This window comes from Nitrospira sp. Ecomares 2.1 (genome assembly GCF_965152585.1).
On the sequence record NZ_OZ224219.1, the window covers coordinates 2,344,770 to 2,369,528 of the forward strand.

Below are 24,759 nucleotides of genomic sequence, written 5' to 3' on the forward strand. Positions count from 1 at the left end.
CATGAGTATGAAGGGTTGGAGGGGCCTGGCGCAAGAAGTCTGGCCGCTAAGGTCTGGCCGTAAATGAGGATGGGACCGGCTCCACAAATTGATACACCACCTCTCCCTGCCGGACCATGCCCAAACGATTACGGGCCAACTCTTCCAGTCGTTGCGGATCCCGCTGAATACGGGTGATATCTTCTTCGAGCAGGGCATTGATATCTTGTAATTGCTGGATTTGTTCGGTCAAATGCTCACGCGTTTCTCGCATATGAAAGTATAAGGGCAATCCATCAGAATTAAAAAACATGGTCCCCGCCATTACACTCATCATCAAAAATGCCCCAACCATGGGAAGGCGATCCAACAGATCACCCCCAAACCCGGTGGACGTCCGTTTTTTATTATTGGGACGCATACTTGAAAATCATGCTTGTACTGGCAGAACGGCTTTCCCGCGATATAAAGCAGATGAGCCTAATGTCTCCTCAATTCTGAGTAGTTGGTTATATTTTGCCAGACGATCGGTCCGAGACAGGGATCCTGTTTTAATCTGTCCGGCATTTAACGCCACAGCTAAATCGGCAATTGTCGTATCCTCAGTCTCGCCGGATCGGTGGGATACGACCACTCCATACCCGGCCCGCTGAGCCATGCGCATGGCTTCAATTGTTTCCGTGAGCGTGCCGATTTGATTGACTTTGATCAAGATCGCATTCGCAATGCCTTCACGAATTCCTCGTCCCAAAAACTCGACGTTGGTCACAAACAGGTCATCGCCAACAAGCTGGACTCGATCACCTATGTGATCCGTGAGTTGTTTCCAGCCTGTCCAATCACTTTCATCAAGCCCGTCTTCAATTGAGACGATCGGGTACTCCTTCACTAATTTGGCATAATATTCGACCATGTCCCCCGAAGACATTTTGGGTTTAACCCCATGACGCACATGATACGTCTTTTTCTCAAAAAACTCGCTGGCCGCCGCATCAAGTGCCAACACCACATCTTTCCCTGCTCGATAGCCGGCTTGGTGAATCGCTTGAACAATAAAATCCAGGGCTTCTTCATTTGATCGAACAGCCGGGGCGAATCCACCTTCATCCCCCACCGCCGTGCTCATGTTTTTTGATTTTAAGATGGCCTTGAGATTGTGGAAAATCTCCGTTCCCATCCTGAGGGCTTCCCTGAAACTGGTCGCCCCCACCGGCATGATCATGAATTCTTGGAGGTCCAGACCATTGTCTGCATGAGCGCCTCCATTGATAATATTCATCATGGGCACCGGCAATTCTCGAGCCGAGACTCCACCAAGATAGCGAAATAAGGGAATTCCAAGTTCCTGTGCCGAGGCCCGGGCCACGGCTAACGACACGCCAAGTGTCGCATTTGCCCCTAACTTGGTTTTCCCCTTGGTTCCATCTAGTTGGATTAAGCGGGAATCAATACTCACCTGGTCCTGGGCTTCCATGTCTCTAAGAGCCGGGAGTATATGCTTTTGAATTCCGGCTAAGGCTTTAGACACTCCCTTGCCCATCCATTGTTTTTTATCCCAATCCCGCAACTCCAAGGCTTCGCGTGTCCCCGTGGAAGCTCCGGAAGGAACAGCAGCTCGACCAGCCATGCCGCTGGCAAGATGCACATCCACTTCAATTGTTGGATTCCCGCGAGAATCCAGAATCATCCGTGAGGTAATGTTCTGAATAAGGCTCATAGAAGCTGTAATTCCTTGTAATGGTGAGTAATGGCGACCTCTTTATCTTGTACCCTGAGTCGAGCCTTAGATCAAGGCGTGAGATGCTGTTTCAACAGAGTATTGACCTTGCCAGGATTGGCTTTTCCCTGCGACGCCTTCATCACCTGTCCGACTAAAAATCCTAACACCGTCTCCTTCCCACCACGATATTGCTCCACTTGAGTTGAATGCTGGGTCAGCACCTCTTTAATCAGTGTTTCCAGGATACCTTCATCGGAAACCTGGACCAGGCCCTTCTCTTTGACCAATTGATCCGGAGATTTTCCACTACCATAAAATTCCGGGAAAAGATCTCTGGCAACTTTTAAACTAATGGTTCCCTCTTCTACCAATTGTAAGAGTTGAACCAATTGTTCGGGGCCTACCGGGGAGGATTCGGGAGGGGTATTAGCGGTATTGAGCTCACGAAGTAATTCGCCCATCACCCAGTTACTGACCGTTTTGGGATGGGGAAAGAGTTTCACACAGGCTTCAAAATAGTCGGCTAAGTTTTTTGAATCCGTCAGAATCTTCGCATCGTACTCAGGAAGATGATATTCCATCACAAACCGTTTCATGCGAACAGCCGGAAGTTCCGGAATCGTCTGGCGCAGCGATTCCATCCATTCCGCATCCACGCTAACGGGGAGCAGATCCGGGTCGGGAAAGTACCGGTAATCATGGGCTTCTTCCTTACTTCGCATGACAACCGTTTGTCCTTTCTGCACATCCCACAGTCGGGTCTCCTGACGAATCGTTTCACCTTCGGTTAAGGCCTCAGTCTGCCTGGAAATTTCAAATTCCAAGGCCTCTTTGGCAAAACGAAAAGAATTAATATTTTTCAATTCGACCTTGGTTCCGAGACGGTCCTGGCCCCTGGGACGGAGGGACACATTGGGCTCACAACGAAAACTTCCCTGTTCCATGTTTCCATCACAGACCTCCAGATAAACCAAGAGGTCATGCAGGGTTTTCAAATAGGCATCAACCTCATCTGATGAATGCAGATCGGGTTCGGTGACAATTTCTAACAATGGAGTTCCCGCCCGATTTAAATCGACACCACTGCCTTCCACAGGCACATCATGGACATTTTTCCCGGCATCTTCCTCCAAATGTGCCCGGCAAATGCGCACGCGTTTTGACTCGCCGTTGACCGAAATGTCAAGCCATCCTGGTCCGCAGATCGGCAAATCATACTGCGAAATTTGATAGCCCTTCGGCAAATCAGGATACATGTAATTTTTTCGGGAGAATTGATTCGTCAGCTTGATCTCGCAGTGAAGCGCGAGTCCGGTCCGCACGGCCATTTCCACCGCGCGGCGATTCAGCACCGGGAGACTTCCAGGCAACCCCAGACAGGTTGGACACACCTGCGTATTCGGAGGAAGTCCGAAGGAAGTCGGACAGCTACAAAACAATTTCGTCTTCGTTTGGAGTTGGGCATGCACCTCAACTCCAATGACAGGTTCATAAGCCATAACGCAGCAGAGCCACTCCTCTCGATTTCGTCTTTTTTCGAATCTTAATCCAAGGATTTCATTTCACGTTCACGGCGCATGGCATCCCGACCCGCGTCTAACGCTTCTCGCACGGCACAGGAAATTTCTTCCACCAGTTCACGGCCACGACCGACGACATCTTCCACAGCATCCGTGGCCCGCTCCTTAATGTCTCGCAAATCTTCACTCGTGCGTCGCGCATACCCCGTAATTCGTTCTCGGGAATCTCTTCCCGGCTGAGGGGCTAACATGATCGCCGTCACAGCTCCCAATAGCGCTCCACTTAAAAAGGCCAACGCAACCGAGCCTGCTGATGCACCTGACTGATTAACTGCCATAGGATGGCCCTCCTTTTTGTTCTTTATGTATACGTTTCTTCATCGTCGAAGTCGCTGCTTTGAATCCGGCAAGTAAACTGGTAACGCCCACAGCAAGGCCTCCCCCTTTCTCACGAACGGTCTGATGGACATGACTCACGGTTTCCCCAACATCTCCAACTGCATTCAAGAAAATAGTGGCACGATCAATACCAAGCTTGGCTTGATCGGTAAGAGCTAAAAGGTTTTCGTTGGTTCCCTTGACGTCCTTCAATAATCCCGGCAACTCATGGTTCAAGCGAATAAGTAAACGTTCGGATTGCCCAACCGTACGTTTCACTTGAAGAATCATCGGAACCAGATAGCCCACCAAGACGACAAAGGCCACGGCAATGATGATCGCTGCCAAATCCACCATATCTCGCTATCCTTTCAAGACCGAATCACTGGCCGTTTCACTCGCCAGTCGGTAGCTTGTTCATAGGCATAGGCTGCACGCAAAACCATGGCTTCCTCAAAGGGACGACCCATCAGTTGTAATCCAATGGGGAGGCCGGTTTTACTCAATCCACAGGGAACGGAAATTGCGGGAAGTCCAGCCAAGCTCGCAGGAATGGTATAGATGTCGGATAAATACATCTGCAAGGGATCGTCCAATCGTTCCCCTAATTGAAAAGCCGGCGTCGGCATGACTGGACTCACCAGCAGATCAACTTCCTGGAACACTGCCTCAAATTCCCGTTGAATCAAGGTGCGAACCGCTTGGGCTTTTCCATAATATGCGTCGTAATACCCGGCACTCAGCGCATAAGTCCCCAACATAATACGCCGTTTCACTTCAGGCCCAAAGGCTTGAGACCGAGTGCTCCGATACATCTCTGCCAGCTCTCCCGACTCCTTGGAACGAAACCCAAACTTGACGCCGTCATAGCGAGCTAGATTAGAGCTGGCCTCTGCCGTGGCGACAAGGTAATAGGTCGCAATGGCCTGTTCCGTGAAGGGCAACGTTACCTCCCGAATCGTTCCGCCCAGCTCCTGCAACACCAGGATGGCATCTTGAACTTTCTCGGAGACTTCAGCATCAAGTCCTTCAGCAAAATATTCCCGTGGCACTCCGATAATAAGTTTTTTGACGTCTTTCTTTTTCACGGATTTGGTGAAATCCGGGACGTCACGATTAGCGGACGTGGAATCCATTGGATCGAATCCGGCAATGGCATTCAGCAGGATAGCAGCATCAGTCACGGTTTTGGTAATAGGGCCGATTTGATCCAGAGATGAGGCAAATGCGATGAGCCCATACCGGGACACACGCCCATACGTTGGCTTCAACCCCACCACCCCGCAACAGGCCGCTGGTTGTCGGATCGACCCTCCGGTATCGGAACCCAAGGCTGCCACACATTCATCTGCAGCCACCGCGGCGGCCGATCCTCCACTGGACCCTCCCGGAATATACTTTTGATTCCACGGATTCCTGGACGGCCCGAACGCTGAATGTTCCGTGGACGAACCCATGGCAAATTCATCAAGATTGGTTTTGCCAAGAATCAGGGGTTGGTGAGGTCGAAGACCGCCCATCACGGAAGCGTCATACGGCGGAACAAAGGTTTCCAACATTCGAGATCCACAAGTAGTCCGGATCCCCTCTGTACAAATATTATCTTTAATGCCTAATGGCATGGCCATGAGCGGCTGTGTTTTTCGCCAGGCTTTCAAGCCATCATCAATCGCTTTGGCTTGCTGAAGCAGAGTCTCTTTCGGTGTCAGGGTAATATAGGCTTTAATTTTTGGTTCTACTTGACTGAGTCGCAACAAATAGGACCTGGCGATATCCATCGCACTCACCTCGCCAGCGGTAAATTTCCCCTGAAGCTCTTTTAGCGTAAGTTTAAATAGAGACATACAAACCAGAATCTGTGATCAGTGGATAAATAGGGATATGGCACGAAAACGGCCTTTAACCGGAGCAACCCGTTTCATACGGGATTGATTACTTTGCTTTATTCTGATGATCGACTTGGATAACTTGAGGGACGTGCCGTTTGGCTTCTTCGTCATTAAATAATTCATAACAAAAAATAATGACCTTATCGCCAACCACTCCCAACCTGGCAGTGGGACCATTTAAGATGATCTCACCTTTGCCACGGGCACCAGGGAGCGCGTAAGTCGAAAACCGCTCTCCGTTATTCAAATTGGAGACCATCACCGCTTCATAGGCCATGATTCCCGCTCGATCCATGAGGTCCTGGTCAATCGTTAAACTACCCTCATAGTCGAGACTGGAATCGGTAACGGTCGCCCGGTGAATTTTACATCGTAACAATTGTCGATACATATTAAATCCTAATTTGTTTAGTCCTGCTCGGAAACGAGCGTTTTTGTTTAATCAGGTCGCCCTTATTTCACTAAAATATTCGGGACCACAAAAAATCCATTATGTGACAATGGGGCATTGGCCAGGGCCTTTTCCACGGACAAGCATTCGCGTGGGGTATCCTCACGTAGCACCGGTTCCTCATGAACAACAGAAGCCGTGAGAGGAACACCTTCCGTCGACACCCCTTGCAATTGATCCACATACGCTAAAATATGATTCAATTGTTCCGCAAACACGGGTTTTTCCGCCTCCGTGAGATCTAAACGGGCTAATCGGGCAACATGTTCGACTTCTCTTTGAGTGATGGAGGCCATATCTGATCCTTATGAGCGCAGGAATTTAAAAACCATGCTGAAACATTGCAAGCAAAAACCACATGCCACCACGTATTTCTACCATGAAATTCTCATGAAAAGCTACTTAAACAAAGGATCGAAGCCGGGGTGGGAAAGGGAGTGACCAGGAAAATCCAGAGAAAGAACTTGAGGCAATCACAGATCCAAGGTGGTTGCCGGGGAAACCAGAAAGCCTTCATCCGCAAAGCTCACATAACGCCCATCTCCAATCACAATATGATCCAATACCCGGATACCCAATATTTCCCCTGCCGCCATGAGTCGACGGGTCAAGGCATGGTCTTCCTCGCTGGGCTGCGGGTCACCACTTGGATGATTATGGACAAAGATGACTGCCGCCGCAGATTCTCGTACGGCCAGGTTGAACACTTCCCGCGGATGAACAATACTTACCGTCAAACTTCCCTCGGAAACGGTGACATCTCGAATAAGCCCATGCTTGGCATCTAACAACAGTGCCTTAAAGACCTCATGCCGAAGGTCTCGCAACAAAGGATAGTAGTGCTGATAAATATCCTGGCTATGGTGAATTCGCAATCCTGCCGTTAACGGGATCGCTAAGGCCCGTTTCCCCAACTCAACTGCTGCAAGAATCTGGGCGGCTTTTGCAGGACCAATACCCGGGACAACACACAGTTCTTGCAGACTTCGATTGGCTAAACCTCGTAGTCCCTTAAGGCGCGTCAGGAGGTCCAATGCCACATCAACCGCCGAGGAATCGGGGCGACCAATTCGTAAGAGAATGGCCACCAGCTGAGCATCTGATAATCTCTGAGCTCCCTGGCTTAGGAGGAGTTCGCGGGGACGTTCCCTTTCCGGCCAGGATTGAATCCCTTTTTTGAGTTGCGGTTCATTCATACTCGTCATGCCAGTGGGGCCCATACGAACATGCGTTGAACTATACGCAGCTATTTTTTACCCCGTCAAAAACCATTTCCCCACCCTGTGATAGAGATTGTTGAGGTTTCCAAAACTATGATATCGTCCACTCGCCATGAAACCCTCTTCTATCCGGATCGTTGCAGGAGAATTGAAAGGTCGAACTATCCCTACCCTTCCGGGGCGAACCACCCGTCCGACCTCCCAGCGAGCCAGGGAGGCCCTCTTTTCTATCCTGGGTGGCCAGATTCAGGGTGCCACCGTGGCCGATCTGTTCGCGGGGACAGGAGCGGTGGGACTGGAAGCCTTAAGCCGTGGAGCGACCAAAGCGCTCTTTGTTGAGCAAAATCCTTTGGCCGGAGCGAGTATTCAGCGGATGCTTTCCCAATTTAAGATTGCCTCATCAAGCCAGGTCCTCATTGAGGATGTGTCACTCGCCATACAAAATTCAATTTTGGTAGGATGGCGTCCGTTTGACATGATATTCATGGACCCGCCTTACCGGCTCCCGAATGTACAACAAATCTTGCATCACTTAGAGGAAGCGGATGTCATGGCCCCGACCGGTCGAATCATTTATGAACATTTCCATAAAACCACCCCCCCGATTCCTCTTGGAAATTGGGCGCTCATCCGAACCGCTCGCTATGGGGATACGGCCTTGACGTTTTACCGACCTGTGCCCCAGACCGAAAAAGATTCTGACCTATGACCATTGGCATATATCCAGGCACATTTGATCCCATTACCCGAGGGCATACCGACGTCATTGCTCGAAGCCTCAGGTTGGTTGAGCAGTTGGTCGTGGCGGTAGCCCCAAACCCTCGGAAAGCTCCCTTGTTCGACCTTGACGAACGAGTACAATTGGCCAAAATTGCCACAAGCGACCTGAAGGGAGTCACGGTTGAACCGTTTGATGGATTACTGGTGAACTACGTGCGGGAACGTGGGGCCTTGGCCATCATCCGGGGGCTACGAGCCGTGTCGGATTTCGAACATGAATTTCAAATGGCCCTGCTGAACCGAAAACTTGACTCTAACCTGGAAACCGTCTTTTTGATGTCGAGTGAGGAATATTCGTATCTCACTTCCAGCATGGTCAAAGAGGTTGCCTCGGTTGGTGGTCCCCTTCACCATTTCCTTCATCCCGAGGTTGCCGAATGCCTCCAGGGCCGAATACGGAGAAATGCCAAATGAACCTTGCCTCAAGAACGACCCGTATTACCCCCTCCCCTACGTTGCAACTCTCCGCAACCGTGAAAGCCCTGGTCGCGAATGGGCAACAGGTCTTCGATTTTACAGCCGGAGAACCTTCTTTAGACTCCCCCGAGGAGGCCAAAGAAGCAGCCTACGAAGCGATTCGCTCAGGCTTTACCAAATATACGGCCGTGACAGGCATTGATGAATTAAAAGAAGCTATCATTGAAAAATTTCAGCGGGACCAGGGTTTAACCTACTCGCGATCTCAAATTCTGGTGTCATGTGGGGCCAAACACACATTATTTAATATCGCGCTGGCCTTATTTGAAACCGGGGATGAAGTCATCATTCCCGCTCCGTACTGGGTCTCGTATCCCGAACAAATTCTCGTGGCCGATGCCAAACCTGTCTTTTTCCCCACTTCCGAATCCTCAGGCTATGCCATTGACGTGAAGGCGCTGGAAGCGGCAGTGACCGACCGCACAAAAGCGATCATCCTGAACTCTCCGTGCAATCCGACCGGCAGCATGTATGATCGACAGACCTTGGAGGGCATTGCCCAATTAGCCCTCCGACATAACCTGCTCATTATCTCTGATGAAATTTACGAAAAGATGATTTATGACCAGCATCAACACCACAGTATTGCCTCGCTAGGCCCGGACATCGCCAGAAACACCATTATTGTGAACGGGGTATCAAAAACCTATTCCATGACAGGATGGCGAATTGGATACGCCGCCGGCCCGGAGAGGCTGATCAAAGCCATGGGAGACATTCAAAGCCAAAGCACCTCAAACCCCAGCTCCATTTCGCAAAAGGCCGCCGTTGGGGCTCTCCGAAAGTCTGATGCCTTTATTCAACATATGGTAAAAGAGTTGGATATTCGACGAAAAGCCATTGTGGAGGGGTTAAATAGGATCCCGGGCATTTACTGTCCTATGCCTTCAGGCGCCTTCTATGCATTTCCAAGTTTCACTCAACTCCTGGGCCGACGCTTCCAGGGAGAATCCCTGTCCACACCGTTGGCTTTTGCCAACTTTTTCCTCAAAGAAGCCCAAGTCGCGTGCGTACCTGGAGAACCATTTGGGAGTTCCGGGCATTTACGATTTTCGTATACCGGAACATTAGAGGTGATTGAGGAGGGATTAGACCACCTGACCAAGGCCGTGGCTAAACTTGAGTAGCCTAACTCTCCCCGCTCGGCAGTTAGTTTTTCCATAATTCCATTACCACGAAACCTTGACCTGAACAGAATCAGCCTTATCCTTATGAACATATGTGTACAAGTCCCTTTAATTGACGTTTACTCTCTGGAGGTATGCCGTGCCCATTTATGAATATCAATGCACCGGTAGCGGTGAACGATTTGAAATTCAACAGAAAATGTCAGATCCTCCCATTCAAACCTGCGATCAATTGTCCTGTGGTTGTGGCAAAGTCGAACCGGTCACAAAGGTCATCTCAGCGCCCGCCATCATGTTCAAGGGAAAGGGCTGGTATGTCACGGACTACTCGGACAAACTCAAAGAGCCAGAGAGTAAATCGGAGAACAAAGGGAAAACCGCTGACACCGGCACGTCTGAAACTAAAACCGACAACAAGACCAATTCGACCAGCTCTGATAGTGGGTCCGGTTCCACACCATCTACATCCGCACCCGCCACATCTTCTACCGGGTCTTCGGGATCAGGAGCAGGTTCAACTTCAGGATCGGGGACATCCTCAAGTTCGAGTGCCTCCACCGGATCCGGGACGACCTCTTCATCCGATAGTAAGCCCTGATTTGTTTCGCAGATGCATTGCCCCGGGCATCTGCGCAACAGCTCTGACAATAACCGGAATTATTGCACGACGATAACCAGCCAAATTTTCACGCCCTGCCCCCGATACCCTCTTCAAAAATCTCTCCATCTGGAATATGTCAAAACCCGGCCCTTTCCCCATAAAAATCCGACGTATCCTGCCCTTCGGCAGAAGAAAAAATGAAAGCCATTCGAAATGGCAATACCGGTTAGCCACAAGGGAGTTGCGACTCTTGACAGCTCCGCTTACCCTCGTTACTCTCATCAGGTTTACCCGTAATTCCTGCCTCTTCGGCTACTCTGGCCGAACCGAGGGTCATCCTTTAAACGCTAGAGGGAAAAGCATGAAGAAGATGTGTGCAAATGGTTTGACAAAAATTGTTGGGGTCCTGTTCATCTCCGGCATCTGTATCCTAGGTGTGTCTTTGGAACAGCATGCCCTTGCTGCTGGAAAAGATTCCTTCCGCGTGGGTGTCCTTGATCCTCAGACCGTGATCGAAAAATCGAAGGCCGGAAGCCGGGCCCTGGCTGCGTTAAAAGAACATGCCCAAGCCAGAGAAACCGTGATGAAAAATGATCAAAGAGAATTAGAGACCCTTCAGGAGGAACTTAAAGCTGGAGAGTCCAGAGATTCCAAGCTGAGTGAAGAGGATCAAAAACGCAAACAAGAACGTTTTGCCCAAAAGTATCAAGCCTGGCAAAAACAAGGTCAAGATTTCCAGAATGAACTCGGCCAAAAACAAAAAGACCTGGTCCAGGAATATATGAAAAAAATCGAAGAAGCGACCGCAGCCGTTGCCGCACGCCATGGCTTCGATGTCGTCATTGATAAAGGAAGCGAAAACACGCTAAAAATTGTGCTGTACAATAGAGATGGGTTGGATCTCACTAATGAAGTCGTCAAAGAATTTGACCGTCGGTTTAAATAACGAACGACTAAGAGGAAGCGTTTGAACATTCTCCCCTGTGGGTTAGACTCACAGGGGATTTTTGTATCTGGAGGGTGGACTCAAGGATCAGATGTATTCAACCGTCAAGGAATCACCGAATGCGAAATTTTCTAAAAATGCTGGAATAAATAATGTGGCTTCAGTGCGTCATGCCTCCAACAGCCTCTTCCTCAGACTGATAGATGGGAATCACTTGTGGCAAATTAGCACATTCGAGCAACTCTCTCACATGTGTCTGGGGACTCACGATACTCAACCGAATTAGGTCCGGCTTCATCCGATGGTACCAGAGAAACATCTGCCCCAACCCGATAGAGTCAATCCAGGTAATATTCGAGAAGTTGAGAATAATATGGTGGCACCCTAACTCCTGAGCCCCAAGAATAGCGACCTCAAGCCCAAGCTTCGAGTCATAATCAAAACGACCAGATAACTCCAGAACCTTCGTATCCCGGCAAACATGTTCTCTGACGGTGAGCATGCCGTTTTTCCTCTTACTGATTCTTTCGGCATTTACAGGGTAAAAATTCACCCTTGGGAGATGAGGTCAAAATTGGCAGATCCCGACCGGACTTTGAGGTACCATGCCAGGCGCACTCACCTCATTCCACATACTGCTCCCGGTTCAAGACCATCACTTGTGTGGCGACAGACCACTAGAGACCAACCCCGTGGGAAGTTGAGGGCTTTGACACAATACCCACTTGGGGACTTCCCCTCCTTTGGCAGATGCAACGAAAAAAATCCATGGAGATTCGAAGGAAGCCAAGTGTGTAGAAACCCGGGTAGCTGGCTCCTCTGCCTAAATGAAAATCAAAAAAGAATGGTCTTTTTTGCATCATTTCAACTCAAGGGTGATGATGGTGTTCTTGTTAGGGGGATAGTCCCTGACAAGCTCAGAGCCCTCACTTGTGAAAATATGCACCTTCCCGCCATAACTGTTACCCGGTATCGATACGCTGACGGTGTTGCCGGAAATTTTAGCGTGTATGGTCTTGTGTTTGTTGGTATCGCCGGCGTCCACCAGAGTGAAAAAGGTGTTCGCGGTCGCGTTTTGCTGGGGGTAATAGAATATATCCAGATGAGGCGTGGCTTGGCTCCAAGTACGGTCATTCCCCTGATACATATTGCCTTTGACAATCAAACTGTTGGCCTTCACAAAAATCGGCACATGCTCCCTCACCACATCGACCTCGAGCCATTGTTTACCCGAATGAACAGAGCCGTTGTAGTAATCGATCCAGCTGCCCTCCGGCAGATACACCGTTCGGATGGGTTCTTGATCATGAATGGGCGCGACGAGTAACGAGGGGCCAAACAGGTATTGGTCCCAGATAGCATAGGTGTGCTCGTCATCGGGGTACACGCCCGCAAGCGGTTTCATCAGGGTTCCCTGCTCCGCCGCGGTATTCAGCAGTGAGTAAATATAGGGAATCAACGCCATGCGCTCTTTGAAAACCTGACGGTATAGGTTCTGGAATGATTCCGAGTATCGCCAGGGCGCCCGATCGTTGCCGCGACCACTGGCGCCGTCCAGCTTAATCTCAAAAAACCCTGTCCATAGGCCAAATTGAATCCAACGCAGATAAAGGTCCTCACTGATGAGGCCCGTATTGCCGGTGAACCCTCCGGCATCTGTCCCCCAATTGGGAAAACCCAGATAACTGGCGCGAATGGAGTTGGCCATATTGCTGCGTAAACCCTCCCAATTTGTCATGACGTCCCCTGCCCAGATCGCACTCAAATGGGGCTGCGTGCCATGTACCGCCGCGCGAGCGAAATTAAACTGGTCTTCTCCCCAGTAATCGGCCAGCGCCTCATGGGTATGTTTGGCATAGAGCCAAATAAATTTGCTGCGGCGCTCCAGAATCGGCGTCCCATCGTGCCAGCTTTCGTCATAGGGAAAGCTCTCATCCGCCCGATCCATTTTGTGTCCCTGCACACCAACGTTGTACTGCAAGTCCGTTAAGCGCCGCGTAAATTCGCTAACAGCCTTGGGGTTGCTGAGATCAAAATATCCTTTATGCCCTGCCATGCGCCCTGGGAAATTCTGTTCACCAAAAGTCATCGGCGCAATCCAGGTCATCAAATGGATGTGGTAATCCTCATGTAAGACCTTTATCCACTCCCCGGGGTTGGAGAAATCACGACCGAAATTCATGTCCGACCAACCATGTGCCCCATCGCTATAGGGGCGATCGACAAATAATCCCGTGAAGGGAATTTTCATTTCAGTGAAGCGTCTGGTGTCATCAATAACATCCTGCTTGCCTCGCTTGTGGACATCACGCCAGATCACGGGGCCGGTACCCCAGAGCGGAACATGTTTCGGGGCCCCAATGAGCTGGTAATAATTAACCAGCGCATGATCCAAGGTTGGTGCATCCAGAACATGCCAATTAAACTCTCTGGCGGCGTGGTACAACTCGGTCCGGCCATTCATCGCAAATTGATAACGGCCCTCAGCGAACGTGTTGAAAAAGCTCACATACCCTTTCGTACTAAAGAACATGGGTGAAACCGCGGTGGCATAGTCGGAACTAAACCGGTTGTGTTCTCCAATCGCATTGACATCTTGTACCAAACCGCGCAAATCCGGGCTTTTTTGATTATACGGCTCGGTAGTTTGTTTCACGCCAAACATATGTCCGCCGAGATCTTCCATAAAAATGTTGACATGGGAAAACCAGTCAGCATCACTGGAGAAATGCAGTCCTGCCTGATCGGCTTCAATATCAATGATGACTCTGGAATCCTCCATGGATTCGATTTCTTCCTCGTTTGCCACATCCCGGTAAGTCAGGTGCAAACGATAGAAACTGTTACTTTTCCTGTTGAGCTGGACCTCATCCCAGGAGTGGAAATCCAGCATGATATCCTGAATCACCATGATGGGTTGTTGACCCCGAAAGACCACCAATGTGTTCTTCTTTTGCTCAATCGTTAACGGGATAGGGTCGGCAGCACATGCCAGGTTGCCAAGCAATAACGCAACCAGGAAAATTTGAAGGAATTTCAACATTCCTCTTCGGTAAAACTTCGTCCATCCCATCCAAGGCATTCTCGGTTTCCAATTTCAGCAACCTTAACGACTTGGCTTTAAAACCCAAAATCGGGAAAGGAAAGGCAGGAAAGTAAAGAAATCTCACTAAGGGGAACAAGATTGAAATCTTTATCCTCTGGTTCAGTGTTATGGGAGGACGAACATGGACGTCCTCCCGGAAAACGGTTCACGCGAGAGCTGAAAAAACGCGACGTACCAACTGTGCGCTTGACGGGGAAGCGTACACCTGACTGGTGTGAATAGTGGAAACCAACAAGCGAAGAAAGACGGTCTTAAAAAACCCCACCGCAACCACTATGCGGAACACCAAAAGAAAGTCTACGAATGAAATATCCTTTGGACCTTACAATGGGAGTTTTTTGTAGAGAGGGCAAGGAACCTGGTGGTGAGCAACGTGTAGAGTCTGGAAAGGGAGTGTGAAGCTCAAAGCGGAAAATAAAAGGGAGGCGTGATGCTGGTGTGGTCAGAAGGATTTTCCTGGGGCGGCTGACCGGAATAGCGCAAATTGATGCGTTCTTTGCGATGGGTGGTTTCCAACTCCCGGAGTTCTTCTTCTAAGACCTTGAGCTTTCTGGCATATTGAGCCTGACAGACCGAAATGGCGGCTCTTTTCCAGGTGAGTAAATGGATATCTTCGATGATATTGTTCACGTATTCCCAGAAGCGTTTTTCTTCTCTGTACCGGCCTGCCCGGGTGATCTCCCGATTAAAGGCGCTTTTACGGGTTTGTCTGCGAACTTCTTCACATTGTTTTTGAAAATTGGCGTGTAGCAGTTCCAGAGCGTAGAGCAACTCACCCCGCTCATCGCGTTGACGGGTAAGAAGATGGCGTTTTTTTGGATCCAGTTCCACACAGGCACCCTGAAATGAAGAGGTAAGACAGGATGGGAAGTCTAGCAAAATTCTTCAAAAAATCCATGTACCGATTAAAGTATGTGACCTCGTAAGTCCCACAAGATATTGGAATGCCCAGGCTCCATTCTTTGTTCTGCAGGAACCATAAAAAGCCCTCAACCGCCGATGGAAATGAGGGGTTAGAGGAACGCGGAAGGTCAAATCACCAGGATACTCATCCCGGAAGAAGGAATTCCGTTGTGCCACAATGGCCGGGTAATCTTTCCTGCGGCGTGTTCAGCGTTCGACGGTCTGGCCCATTGCCGGTCGCTTTACTCAAGATCGGCAACAATGTGCTTGGTGACGAGGGTGGAAATTTCCTGGCGGGATGTTTCTTTTTTGTGGGTGTTGTGGGTGATGGTGCGCCCGGCTGGAATCGAACCAGCGACCCCCGGCTTAGAAGGCCGGTGCTCTATCCAACTGAGCTACGGGCGCCCCGTTAGGAAAATCGCATAGTTGGTGAGTTTGAGTCAACGACCTTGGACGCTCTTATGCCCATGCTTTTGACTTTCAACTGACACATCAGATCTTCCCAGTCTGACGGACCACTAAAGTCCTGCCGATTCGTAAACAGGGAATAGGGCTTACGGCAGAGGAGTGGGAGAACCTTCACCGGATACGGAGGGGGAACCAACGTCCCCTGCCTGATCACCGAGGAGTTGGTCAATGATTGTTTGAAAATTTGTCAGGGGTTGTACTCCACGGACAATCGTTCCGGTGATGGAGTCTTCTGAGCCACTTTTCCCGATAAAGAACGATGGGGTTCCTCTAATTCCCGCAGCTCCACCTTCATCCACATCCTTCTGAATATTCACTTCGTATTTGCCGCTATCCAAGCATTCCCCGAAAGTCGTGGCATCCAGTCCGAGGTCCGCCGCATACTGTTTCAACGCGGAAACGGTGAGATCTTTCTGGTTTTGAAACAACGCATCATGCATCTCCCAGTATTTATTGAATTCTCCGGCGCAGCGTGCGCTTTCATGAGCCTTTTCCGCCTCCTGATGAATGCCGCTCAAGGGGAAATCTCTGAAGACATACCGGACTTTTCCTGTATCGATATACTCACTTTTGAGCACAGGGAAGACCGTCAATGAATACCGTCGACAAAATGGGCATTGATAGTCCGAGAATTCAACGATCGTCACCGGCGCATCGGTTTCCCCCAGCATCGCACCCCCGGTCACGCCTACGGTGCCGGTGCCTTTCTCCGGACTTGGCCGTTTTATCGCACTCTGAAGGATGCTCTTAATTTCAGCCAGATCCTTCTTCACCTGCTCCATATCTTCACGAAGGACACGCACATCGTCTTCAACCACGGCCCGGCTCAATCCAGGGTTGGTCATGAGCAAACCTACACACATCAGCAGACCGATCAGCCCTCGGGCAGACATTCGCTGCCGTTTCGAGTGGTTCTCCTGCTTCTCAATTTCCTGAATTCGTCGATCCATGGTCGCCTTTCAAAAAATAGTTGCCCATTCATCGCACGGGCTATCATGCGAATTTCCTCACGATCCATCTCGATCAAAATCCACTCCCAAACAGAAGGTAACAAATCCAGATTAGAAGATCGAGGGACTCCATTCCATTGATCAACCCGGATTGCACAAACACTGGAAACCGAGTTTGACAAAAATTTCCTTGACTTTTTTTGTCGACCGATCAAAAATCATCCGGTCTGTTCTGCCCAGGTCGATGAACTATCAAACAAGAGAAAATCTGCAATGGGTGGATCAATCGCCGGCAAATAGCAAAGCCTTAACAGGAAAAAATTATGGCATATGGCCCAGACAAAAATACCATGTCCGCATGAAACCCGGAGCAAGGTATCCGTTTAAATGATGAGTAAACACTATCTCTTACCACGTCGGAATTTGCGATAAAAATAAAACGGACTCATTTTTCTCCTTGCAGAAATGTCTAATTTTTCTATGCTCCCCATAGCAAGGACTATCAAAACCTTGGCACATGGCGATCGGTTTCGTTTTGAAAAAGGTAAAGTTAAACTATCACTTTAAAATGAGAAAGTAAGGAAAGATGACCCTAATAAGGACGGTGCGATTCATCATGACGTGTGGGCTGATCCTGGCCGTGTTGTCCGCCTGCGCCATACCCTCCAAGAAGGCTTCGGATCCCCTGACACCCACCGAGCAATTGTTATTCAGCTCAGCAATCAACAAAGGCCTGAAGAATTATGATGTGGGCATGCTCAAGGGAGCATCAATACTCCTGACCGCTTCGGATCTGAGGGTGGACCAGAGTTTAAATGGAGATGTCATCAATCAGCATATGAAACAGGTCGTTGCCGGTTGGTTAGGAAAACAGGGAGTGATCATTCGGGAAGAGCAAGAGGATGCGACGTACCATGTGCATTTAATCGTTGAGTCTATAGGGACGACCCAAAACGCGAGGTTGTTTGGGCTCCCGGCCACCCAGGCCACGATATTTCCCATAGCCACACCCGAATTGGCTATCTATAAACGTGTGCAAAGCCAGGGCTATGTGCGCTTTTATTTTGATATTTTCGAAAGAGCATCCGGTCGTTTTTTTGCCTCAACGGAGCCGCAGGTAGGATCGGTCACTCAAACGGTCTATACGGCCTTTTTCTTTTTCAACTGGAGAAAGACCGATATGGAGGCCCCTCCGATATTTGAAAACAATTAGAAAACAATGAGGGGCATGCCAACCTCACGACGAATTTGAAGCGATACCGATTATTTACCAGAAGATCACCTGGGAAGTCATGAGGGACAGGATCCGAGTGGCATTCCTCATCGAAACCTCCGACTTCCTGGGCTAAAAGGGGGAATACCTATTTCCACTCGCATCTACACAATGTGAGATGGAATATAGAAACGTCAAAAATGAAAAGGCAATTTGTATTTATTTGTGAGTGTGAATGAGGCTTAATGGTACAGTTTAACTGCACCAAAATTCAGATTTTTTAATTCCCGGCCGTGATGAAAAACGAGACCAACTTTTCATCGAAATTCTCCCAGGATACTCTACCCACCCTTGCCCCATCTAGCTTTGGGAATATCGGATCCCGTACGCACCAGCGAGCCTAATATTTCTTTTGCTTGCCTATGTTTTCCTCAAACAACAACACCCGACTCCGTGAGCAGTCAGGCTGACGAGAAGGTCAATGGTTGGATTTTGATTCTTTGGCTATTCCAGACAACGAACGCCATGCCGGGCATGGTGGCTGCATAAAAGCGTAGCGCTAGCTTAGCCACTCGCGTAGTTCGGTGGGATTGAGGGCTTTCGACCACAACCACCCTTGCCCCTTTTCGATCCCTATAGCACGCAGAAAGGAGGCCTGTTCTGCGGTTTCAACACCCTCGGCCACAATATCCACCTTCAAGATGGTGGCCAGGGCTGCAATCCCACGCACCAGTCGTTCCGCCGCAATATTTGTCCCCAACTGCCGAATAAAGGATTGGTCAATTTTAATGGTGTCCACTTCCAATCCAATGAGTTGTTGTAGTCCTGACTGACCGGTCCCAAAATCATCAATGGCAACTCGGGCGCCCAGTTGACGAGCCTGGCGGATGGCCTCCCGACCTTGCTCATTGAGTGCTTGCCGTTCAGTGATTTCTCCGGTGAGCTGCGGGAGATGGGGCATCAACCCTAATTTTTCCAGCACCGGCAGGATCTTGTTTTTGCCCATGACAATAGGGGGAAGATTCACGCTCACGGAAAATGTGGGATGTTCAATCAGCAAAGTGCCTAGATCCGCTTTAAGACACGTAAACATACAGGTGGTTAACTCTAAGGCTAAGTCTTCCTGCGATTCGAGCTCGTCAATGACCGGTTCTATGCTGGTCTCACAACCATCATCCGCTCGCCAGCGGGCAAGGGCTTCACAGCCAACGATTCGATTGGTGGAGAGATTGATGATCGGTTGATACTTGGCAAAAACGGAAGACCGAATAGTATGACGAGAAATAGCAGACATAAGTGGTAGGCGTGTGTTTGTCGAGGGATCGTATCCTAAAAAAACCAGTAATGATGCCATCACGGCTGATCAGCTCAGAGCCATGGTACCTTACCTCAGATAGGGAGGCTACGACGAACGGTCGCTTCTACTCGAACCCAGCACACACAATCAATCCTTGGGGTCATGCAGACACAACGCCTGCCTTGTTCAAACCGGTCTCTCAAACTGAGCTAGGAGCGTAAAGATTGACGTTGCTAACCTGATCGTGAAAATCAAATGGGAATCACTGAAGAATTTGGTCGGGGCGAGAGGATTTGAACCTCCGACATCCTGCTCCCAAAGCAGGCGCGCTACCGGGCTGCGCTACGCCCCGACTATTTTGCTAAATGGCGGTCTGCGGTGAGAAGACTCTTAGCATTGGTGACCGCTTGAGCTCGATGGCTGATGCGGTTTTTTTCTGCAAAGGTCATCTCGGCTAAGCTTTTTCCTAGTTGAGGAACATAGAATACTGGATCATACCCGAATCCACCTGTCCCATGAAACTCCTGGGTGATAATTCCCTCTAATATGCCTTCAACGGTTTCTGTCTGCCCATCAGGATTGGCCAGCGCCACCACGGTGATAAATCGGGCGGTTCGCTGGTCTGAAGGCACCCCATGTAATTCCTGCAACAGTTTTTTACAATTCTCTTCGTAGGTGGCATGCTCCCCGGCGTATCTGGCTGCATAGACCCCTGGACGTCCCTGTAACGCATCCACTTCCAATCCGGTATCGTCAGCCAAGGCCCAGTGTCCGGTATATTTTGCTGTGGCCACGGCCTTTTTGACGGCATTGGCTTGACAGGTGTCCCCGTCTTCTTCCACCGGGGGAAAATCAGGAAATTCATTTAATGTGAGGATAGGAATGCCCACATCATTGAGAATGGATTGAATCTCCTCAACTTTATGTCGATTTCCTGTCGCCAGGACTAATGAGTCGATGACCGGCATGGGGACCAACATTAGGAAATAGAGCCGATGAGTTCCTTCTGCAAGGTAATCAATTGTTGAATCCCTTCCCATCCCATTGCCAAAAACTCATCCAAATCTTTTTTCGAAAAGGGAGACTGTTCGGCCGTTCCTTGCACCTCGACCATCCGGCCATTCCCCGTCATAACTAAATTCATATCCACGTCAGCTTTGGAATCTTCGTCGTAGGCCAGGTCTAACAGGATTTCCCCGGCCACCTTTCCGATACTGATAGCCGCCAGATAATCCAGAAGCGGGCATTGCTTGATCAGACCTTTCTCCTTCAAAGTCGAAAAGGCATCAGCCAGGGCAATGTAGGCGCCAGTGATAGAGGCAGTCCTGGTTCCCCCATCCGCCTGAATCACATCACAATCAATCCAAATGGAGCGTTCCCCCATTTGACGCATATCCGTGACGGCTCGTAGGGCACGACCTACCAGTCGTTGAATTTCCAAAGTTCGTCCGCCCTGCTTGCCTTTGCTGGCTTCACGGGACATCCGGTCATGGGTCGAACGAGGCAACATCCCATACTCAGCGGTAATCCAGCCTTGCCCCTTGTCCCGTAAAAATGGGGGGACTTTTTCTTCTACTGAAGCCGTACAGACGACCTTCGTCTCTCCCATTTCAATGAGCACTGACCCTTCCGCATATTTGGTAAAGGGACGGGTAATTTTGACAGGTCGGAGTTCATCCGCCCGTCGATTATCTGTTCGCGAAATTCCAAGTGTCGGTAACATCATTCCTCACATTAAAAAAAAGGGTTTGAATTATAAAGAGGGCTCAGACAAAACACAAATGCGCCAGACACGTTAACCTCAGGAAGTTTAAAGAATGGCTGAGCTAATTGGATGGTGATAACGTACCATCTGCATTTTTATTTTCGTTAGCAACGGGAATCATTTCTTACGATTCTGAGTTATATACCAGCGAAAAAGCAGCAATCCCGCAATGACCAAACTCACCAGGACCACAAACACGTCTTCAGCAGGAAAGATATAGGGCATGAGTGCTAGGCTGCGGCCGGAATGAGAAGGATTTTCAGGTTTTCATTCATTGACTGAGATGGGGACTCATGATAGATTCGATTTCCCTGCCAGGCCACCATGCACGATATCCGAATCCTTAGCGACCAACTCGACTCTCTCCGCTCCCAACTCGGTGCTAGAGCCGACGATATTCCCTGGGAAACCGTCCAGACCCTAGCGGCACAGCGACGGGTGCTCATCACCCAAAGCGAAGAACTTCGCCACCAGCTCAAAAAAGGATCGGATCGAATTGGCGAACTGAAACGTACCAAACAACCCAGTGAGGATGCCACAACCGCTCTTCGCGACATTCGTGACCGCATCCAGACCATGGACGTAGAATTACGCACCACCGAAGAACAACTACAAGACCACGCCCTCAGAATTCCCAATATTCCGCATGAGTCGGTCCCGCCGGGGAAGGACGAACACGATAACGTGGAGGTGCGACAATGGGGCACGCCTCAGAAATTTCCTTTTGAAGCCCGGTCGCATCAAGATCTGGGTGAGGCACTCGGCATTCTCGATTTCAAACGGGCCACTAAAATTGCCGGAGCCAGATTTTGCGTGTCGATGGGCCTTGGCGCGCAATTGGAACGGGCCCTGGCCAATTTCATGCTTGATTGCCATATCCAAGAACACGGCTATACCGAAGTGCTGCCCCCCATGCTCGTCAACCGGCCCTCCATGACAGGCACCGGCCAGTTACCCAAATTCGCCGAAGATCTCTTTCATCTTTCTGAAGAAGATTTCTTTCTCATTCCCACGGCAGAAGTTCCCGTCACCAACCTGTTTCGAGAAGAAATCTTGGATTCAGACCAGCTCCCGATTCGCTTCGTCGCGTATACCTCCTGCTTTCGCCGAGAGGCCGGATCATACGGAAAAGACACACAAGGTCTGATTCGCATGCACCAATTTCAAAAAGTGGAGCTGGTCAACTTTGTCCAACCAGAGGATTCCTATGACCAGCTGGAACAACTGACCCAAGCGGCCGAATCCATTCTCCAAAAATTGGCACTCCCCTATCGTGTCGTCGCCTTATGCTCCGGCGACCTGGGATTTTCCGCCGCGAAGACCTACGATCTTGAAGTCTGGGTTCCCTCGCAGCAACGGTATCGAGAGATTTCATCCTGTAGTAATTTTGAGGCGTTTCAAGCCCGCCGAGCCAATATTCGCTTCCGCTCCAAAAAGGACAAGCCTCAATTCCTCCACACGCTCAATGGCTCAGGTCTGGCTATTGGTCGAACCGTGGTCGCAATTCTGGAGAATTATCAACAAGCCGACGGGACCGTAAAAATTCCCCCCGCATTGCAACCTTATATGAACGGGGTTAGCGTCATCAGTCCGGGTGCTATTCCAGCAGGAAAATGTTGATGTTCCCCAAACATGCATGTGATCTTCAGACTGGTGAAATGACACAATCTTTCCACCAACTCTCAACAAATTTGCTTAAGCCGGAGAGTTCACATTCCCGCCTCAGTCGGCTACTATAGGCTTGTATGGAGATGAGCGTGGTGAGATTCAAGTCATCTTCCTTTAAAAGGAGCCTCTTGTCGAGCAATAAGAGCTAGGTCCGCAATGAGGTGAGAGTCAGTCCTCCCAACAATCCTCAAGTTTTTGACTCTAAATGATTCGGAGGGGTGCTAGAGTGGTCGAATAGACCGGTCTTGAAAACCGGCGTCGTGAAAGCGACCGTGGGTTCGAATCCCACCCCCTCCGCCAGCCTTCGCCAAGGCTTCGGCTGGCAAGCCAGCACAGAAGAGAGCCAAAATTCCACCAAGTAAACTACCGAAGTAGAAAGGACGAAGGCTGTCCGCCGAAGCTTTAGCGAAGGAGGACACAACCACCCTTCCAAATAGAATATACCGTTCACTATAGCCTCAAAAAGGAGCACATATGTCGAAGACTCTTCCATCCTGGGACCTTCAAGGTCTCTTGCGCCATCCGACCAAAGACTTCAAGCGGATCACCAAAAAGCTTGACTCCCTGATTTCTGAACTCGAGGCCGTACGACCGCATTTATGCCCCGATATTTCTGCCGCCCGTTTCAAAAAAATCTGGGAGCAATACGAAACCGTCACCGAGCACATGACGACGTTGCGGGCTTTTTCGTCTTTATGGTTTTCGGAAAATACGAAAAATCAGGAAGCCCGGGCGTTTGACACCCAGGTACGGAACCGACTGACAGATTTTTCAAATCGACTGGTCTTTCTTGACCTCTGGTGGCAAAGCCTCGATCCCACCAACGCGGCCCGGCTGACCGAAAAAGCCGAGCGATTTCGATATCATCTTGACACCTTGACTCGATTCACACCGCATACCTTGAGTGAGTCTGAGGAACGAATTTTAACCATTAAAAGTACGACCGGTCGCCAGGCTCTCGAAACATTGTATGGCGTTACCACGAATAGTTTGACATTTCCCATGAAAATAAAAGGCCGGACTACCCGTCTGACCCGCGAACAACTCATGGGATATGTCCGGCATCCATTAGCTTCGGTTCGTCGAGAAGCCTACCATGCCCTCTTTAAGGTCTACGGTGAACACCGTGATGCTCTTGGAGAAATGTATAAAAGCCTGGTTCAGGATTGGGGTAATGAAGGTCTCACCTTGCGGCATTACGCCTCGCCTATGGCCGTGCGCAATGTCACAAATGATGTCCCCGAAAAAGCCGTTGATGCTCTGCTCAAAACCTGTCGAAAGAATGCCGTCATTTTCCAGGAATATTTTCGGTTAAAGGGACGGCTGCTGAAGATGAAACAATTTCAACGATACGATTTGTATGCTCCCTTCACGGCGAAGAAATCAAAATATTCATTTGCCAGGGCGAAAGAACTTGTGATGGAAGCCTATCAAGCCTTTTCCCCTGAATTGGCTCAACGGGCGAAGCAGGTTCTTGAAGAAAACCATCTTGATGCTGCGATTCGACCAGGGAAAATGGGTGGGGCCTTTTGCTATAGCGTCCTCCCGACACAGACTCCCTACGTACTGGTGAATTTTACGGGAGAGCCACGTGATGTCTCGACGCTAGCCCATGAACTGGGACATGCCGTTCATGCCATGATGGCAAAGGAGCATTCCATTTTCACATTTCATTCGTCGCTCCCTCTGGCGGAAACGGCCTCTGTGTTTGGCGAGCACCTGCTTTCGGATTTACTTCTCCAACAGGAAAAGGACCAGAAGGTCAAGGCGGGACTTCTTGTCGATCAACTCGACGATGCGTATGCCACCATTATGCGACAGGCCTATTTTGTTCAATTTGAACGGCAAGCTCATCAGATGGTTCAAAAAGGCGCGACCATTGATGCTCTTGCTCAAACCTACCTGGCACTCCTTCGTGAGCAATTCGGGCCTCGCTTACCCGTGGACCAGGAGTTTCAATGGGAGTGGCTAGCCATTCCCCATATTTTTGGCAGTCCGTTTTATTGCTACGCCTACAGCTTTGGCAGTTTATTAGTACTGTCGCTTTTTCAACGCTATCAAACAGAAGGATCCTCCTTCGTCCCTCGATATTTACAATTGCTTTCAGGAGGTGGGTCGGCCAGCCCACAAGACTTGCTCAAACCCCTACAGGTGGATATCAACTCCACGACTTTCTGGCAAGCGGGATTTACAAGAATCCAAGGACTGGTCAATGAACTGGAACGAAGTATGCCGTGAAGGATCTGGCTTCAAACGGGGTCAATCCGTGGGATTAAACAACAGTCAGTGTTCCCACTGATG

24 protein-coding genes and 3 tRNA genes are annotated in these 24,759 nt (G+C 49.7%); 9 read left to right on the top strand and 18 right to left on the bottom strand.

Annotated elements, in window-relative coordinates:
• Positions 1-46 precede the first annotated feature (46 nt).
• The 9 genes from ACWHYD_RS10180 to radC form a co-directional block, all read right to left on the bottom strand.
• Complete coding sequence (locus tag ACWHYD_RS10180; RefSeq protein WP_447965785.1) at positions 47-400, bottom strand: FtsB family cell division protein; 354 nt, start codon at positions 398-400, stop codon at positions 47-49.
• Positions 401-409: 9 nt separating this feature from the next.
• The gene (gene eno, locus ACWHYD_RS10185) at positions 410-1,696 is read right to left on the bottom strand and encodes a phosphopyruvate hydratase (RefSeq protein WP_447965786.1); all 1,287 of its coding nucleotides are present in this window, start codon (positions 1,694-1,696) and stop codon (positions 410-412) included.
• A gap of 71 nt (positions 1,697-1,767) precedes the next feature.
• Positions 1,768-3,198 carry an Asp-tRNA(Asn)/Glu-tRNA(Gln) amidotransferase subunit GatB gene (gene gatB, locus ACWHYD_RS10190; RefSeq protein WP_447965787.1) on the bottom strand — a complete coding sequence of 477 codons (1,431 nt, stop codon included), beginning with the start codon at positions 3,196-3,198 and terminating at the stop codon, positions 1,768-1,770.
• Positions 3,199-3,242: 44 nt separating this feature from the next.
• On the bottom strand, positions 3,243-3,557 hold the full coding sequence (locus ACWHYD_RS10195) for a YtxH domain-containing protein (protein ID WP_447965788.1): 315 nt from the start codon (positions 3,555-3,557) through the stop codon (positions 3,243-3,245).
• Positions 3,547-3,954, bottom strand: coding sequence for a DUF948 domain-containing protein (locus ACWHYD_RS10200; protein ID WP_447965789.1), 408 nt, complete (start codon positions 3,952-3,954; stop codon positions 3,547-3,549). The genes ACWHYD_RS10195 and ACWHYD_RS10200 overlap by 11 nt, the downstream gene beginning before the upstream one ends.
• A 14-nt stretch (positions 3,955-3,968) precedes the next feature.
• Positions 3,969-5,441, bottom strand: a complete 1,473-nt coding sequence (gatA, locus tag ACWHYD_RS10205) for an Asp-tRNA(Asn)/Glu-tRNA(Gln) amidotransferase subunit GatA (protein ID WP_447965790.1) — start codon at positions 5,439-5,441, stop codon at positions 3,969-3,971.
• 88 nt (positions 5,442-5,529) lie between these two features.
• Positions 5,530-5,877: an aspartate 1-decarboxylase gene (gene panD / locus ACWHYD_RS10210; protein ID WP_447965791.1), complete on the bottom strand. Its 348-nt coding sequence runs from the start codon at positions 5,875-5,877 to the stop codon at positions 5,530-5,532.
• A gap of 62 nt (positions 5,878-5,939) precedes the next feature.
• Positions 5,940-6,233 carry an Asp-tRNA(Asn)/Glu-tRNA(Gln) amidotransferase subunit GatC gene (gatC, locus tag ACWHYD_RS10215; protein ID WP_447965792.1) on the bottom strand — a complete coding sequence of 98 codons (294 nt, stop codon included), beginning with the start codon at positions 6,231-6,233 and terminating at the stop codon, positions 5,940-5,942.
• Between the two features lie 177 nt (positions 6,234-6,410).
• Entirely contained in the window at positions 6,411-7,133 is a 723-nt protein-coding gene (gene radC / locus ACWHYD_RS10220; RefSeq protein WP_447965855.1) for a RadC family protein, read from the bottom strand.
• Positions 7,134-7,269: 136 nt separating this feature from the next.
• Between radC and rsmD the strand changes: the two genes are divergently transcribed.
• The 5 genes from rsmD (at position 7,270) to ACWHYD_RS10245 (ending at position 11,088) form a co-directional block, all read left to right on the top strand.
• Positions 7,270-7,866, top strand: a complete 597-nt coding sequence (gene rsmD / locus ACWHYD_RS10225; RefSeq protein ID WP_447965793.1) for a 16S rRNA (guanine(966)-N(2))-methyltransferase RsmD — start codon at positions 7,270-7,272, stop codon at positions 7,864-7,866.
• A complete protein-coding gene (coaD, locus tag ACWHYD_RS10230) occupies positions 7,863-8,351 on the top strand; it encodes a pantetheine-phosphate adenylyltransferase (protein WP_447965794.1) in 489 nt (162 codons plus the stop codon). Before rsmD ends, coaD begins: the two co-directional genes overlap by 4 nt.
• Positions 8,348-9,541 (top strand): pyridoxal phosphate-dependent aminotransferase, encoded by a 1,194-nt coding sequence (locus ACWHYD_RS10235; protein WP_447965795.1) that lies wholly within the window; start codon positions 8,348-8,350, stop codon positions 9,539-9,541. Before coaD ends, ACWHYD_RS10235 begins: the two co-directional genes overlap by 4 nt.
• A 139-nt stretch (positions 9,542-9,680) precedes the next feature.
• On the top strand, positions 9,681-10,139 hold the full coding sequence (locus tag ACWHYD_RS10240; protein WP_447965796.1) for an FmdB family zinc ribbon protein: 459 nt from the start codon (positions 9,681-9,683) through the stop codon (positions 10,137-10,139).
• 364 nt (positions 10,140-10,503) lie between these two features.
• Complete coding sequence (locus ACWHYD_RS10245; RefSeq protein WP_447965797.1) at positions 10,504-11,088, top strand: OmpH family outer membrane protein; 585 nt, start codon at positions 10,504-10,506, stop codon at positions 11,086-11,088.
• Between the two features lie 160 nt (positions 11,089-11,248).
• Here ACWHYD_RS10245 and ACWHYD_RS10250 read toward each other — a convergent pair whose 3' ends face one another.
• The 5 genes from ACWHYD_RS10250 to ACWHYD_RS10270 all read right to left on the bottom strand — a co-directional run bounded on the left by ACWHYD_RS10250 (position 11,249) and on the right by ACWHYD_RS10270 (position 16,515).
• Positions 11,249-11,590: an STAS domain-containing protein gene (locus tag ACWHYD_RS10250; RefSeq protein WP_447965798.1), complete on the bottom strand. Its 342-nt coding sequence runs from the start codon at positions 11,588-11,590 to the stop codon at positions 11,249-11,251.
• Positions 11,591-11,947: 357 nt separating this feature from the next.
• Positions 11,948-13,999 carry a TIM-barrel domain-containing protein gene (locus ACWHYD_RS10255; RefSeq protein ID WP_447965799.1) on the bottom strand — a complete coding sequence of 684 codons (2,052 nt, stop codon included), beginning with the start codon at positions 13,997-13,999 and terminating at the stop codon, positions 11,948-11,950.
• Positions 14,000-14,596: 597 nt separating this feature from the next.
• Positions 14,597-15,025 (bottom strand): hypothetical protein, encoded by a 429-nt coding sequence (locus tag ACWHYD_RS10260; RefSeq protein WP_447961944.1) that lies wholly within the window; start codon positions 15,023-15,025, stop codon positions 14,597-14,599.
• Between the two features lie 400 nt (positions 15,026-15,425).
• A tRNA-Arg gene (locus ACWHYD_RS10265) sits at positions 15,426-15,502 on the bottom strand.
• 149 nt (positions 15,503-15,651) lie between these two features.
• Complete coding sequence (locus ACWHYD_RS10270; RefSeq protein ID WP_447961945.1) at positions 15,652-16,515, bottom strand: DsbA family protein; 864 nt, start codon at positions 16,513-16,515, stop codon at positions 15,652-15,654.
• 586 nt (positions 16,516-17,101) lie between these two features.
• Between ACWHYD_RS10270 and ACWHYD_RS10275 the strand changes: the two genes are divergently transcribed.
• Entirely contained in the window at positions 17,102-17,728 is a 627-nt protein-coding gene (locus tag ACWHYD_RS10275; protein ID WP_447961946.1) for a hypothetical protein, read from the top strand.
• A gap of 559 nt (positions 17,729-18,287) precedes the next feature.
• Here ACWHYD_RS10275 and ACWHYD_RS10280 read toward each other — a convergent pair.
• The 4 genes from ACWHYD_RS10280 to rph all read right to left on the bottom strand — a co-directional run bounded on the left by ACWHYD_RS10280 (position 18,288) and on the right by rph (position 20,730).
• Positions 18,288-19,082, bottom strand: a complete 795-nt coding sequence (locus ACWHYD_RS10280; RefSeq protein WP_447961947.1) for an EAL domain-containing protein — start codon at positions 19,080-19,082, stop codon at positions 18,288-18,290.
• 218 nt (positions 19,083-19,300) lie between these two features.
• Positions 19,301-19,377 (bottom strand) — tRNA-Pro (locus tag ACWHYD_RS10285).
• A gap of 1 nt (position 19,378) precedes the next feature.
• Entirely contained in the window at positions 19,379-19,993 is a 615-nt protein-coding gene (locus ACWHYD_RS10290; RefSeq protein ID WP_447961948.1) for an XTP/dITP diphosphatase, read from the bottom strand.
• Between the two features lie 11 nt (positions 19,994-20,004).
• A complete protein-coding gene (rph, locus tag ACWHYD_RS10295) occupies positions 20,005-20,730 on the bottom strand; it encodes a ribonuclease PH (RefSeq protein ID WP_447965856.1) in 726 nt (241 codons plus the stop codon).
• Between the two features lie 384 nt (positions 20,731-21,114).
• Between rph and serS the strand changes: the two genes are divergently transcribed.
• The 3 genes from serS to ACWHYD_RS10310 all read left to right on the top strand — a co-directional run bounded on the left by serS (position 21,115) and on the right by ACWHYD_RS10310 (position 24,696).
• Positions 21,115-22,410, top strand: coding sequence for a serine--tRNA ligase (gene serS, locus ACWHYD_RS10300; RefSeq protein WP_447961949.1), 1,296 nt, complete (start codon positions 21,115-21,117; stop codon positions 22,408-22,410).
• A gap of 260 nt (positions 22,411-22,670) precedes the next feature.
• Positions 22,671-22,758: transfer RNA gene (locus ACWHYD_RS10305), tRNA-Ser, on the top strand.
• Positions 22,759-22,932: 174 nt separating this feature from the next.
• Positions 22,933-24,696: a M3 family oligoendopeptidase gene (locus tag ACWHYD_RS10310; RefSeq protein WP_447961950.1), complete on the top strand. Its 1,764-nt coding sequence runs from the start codon at positions 22,933-22,935 to the stop codon at positions 24,694-24,696.
• The last annotated feature ends 63 nt before the right edge of the window (positions 24,697-24,759 follow it).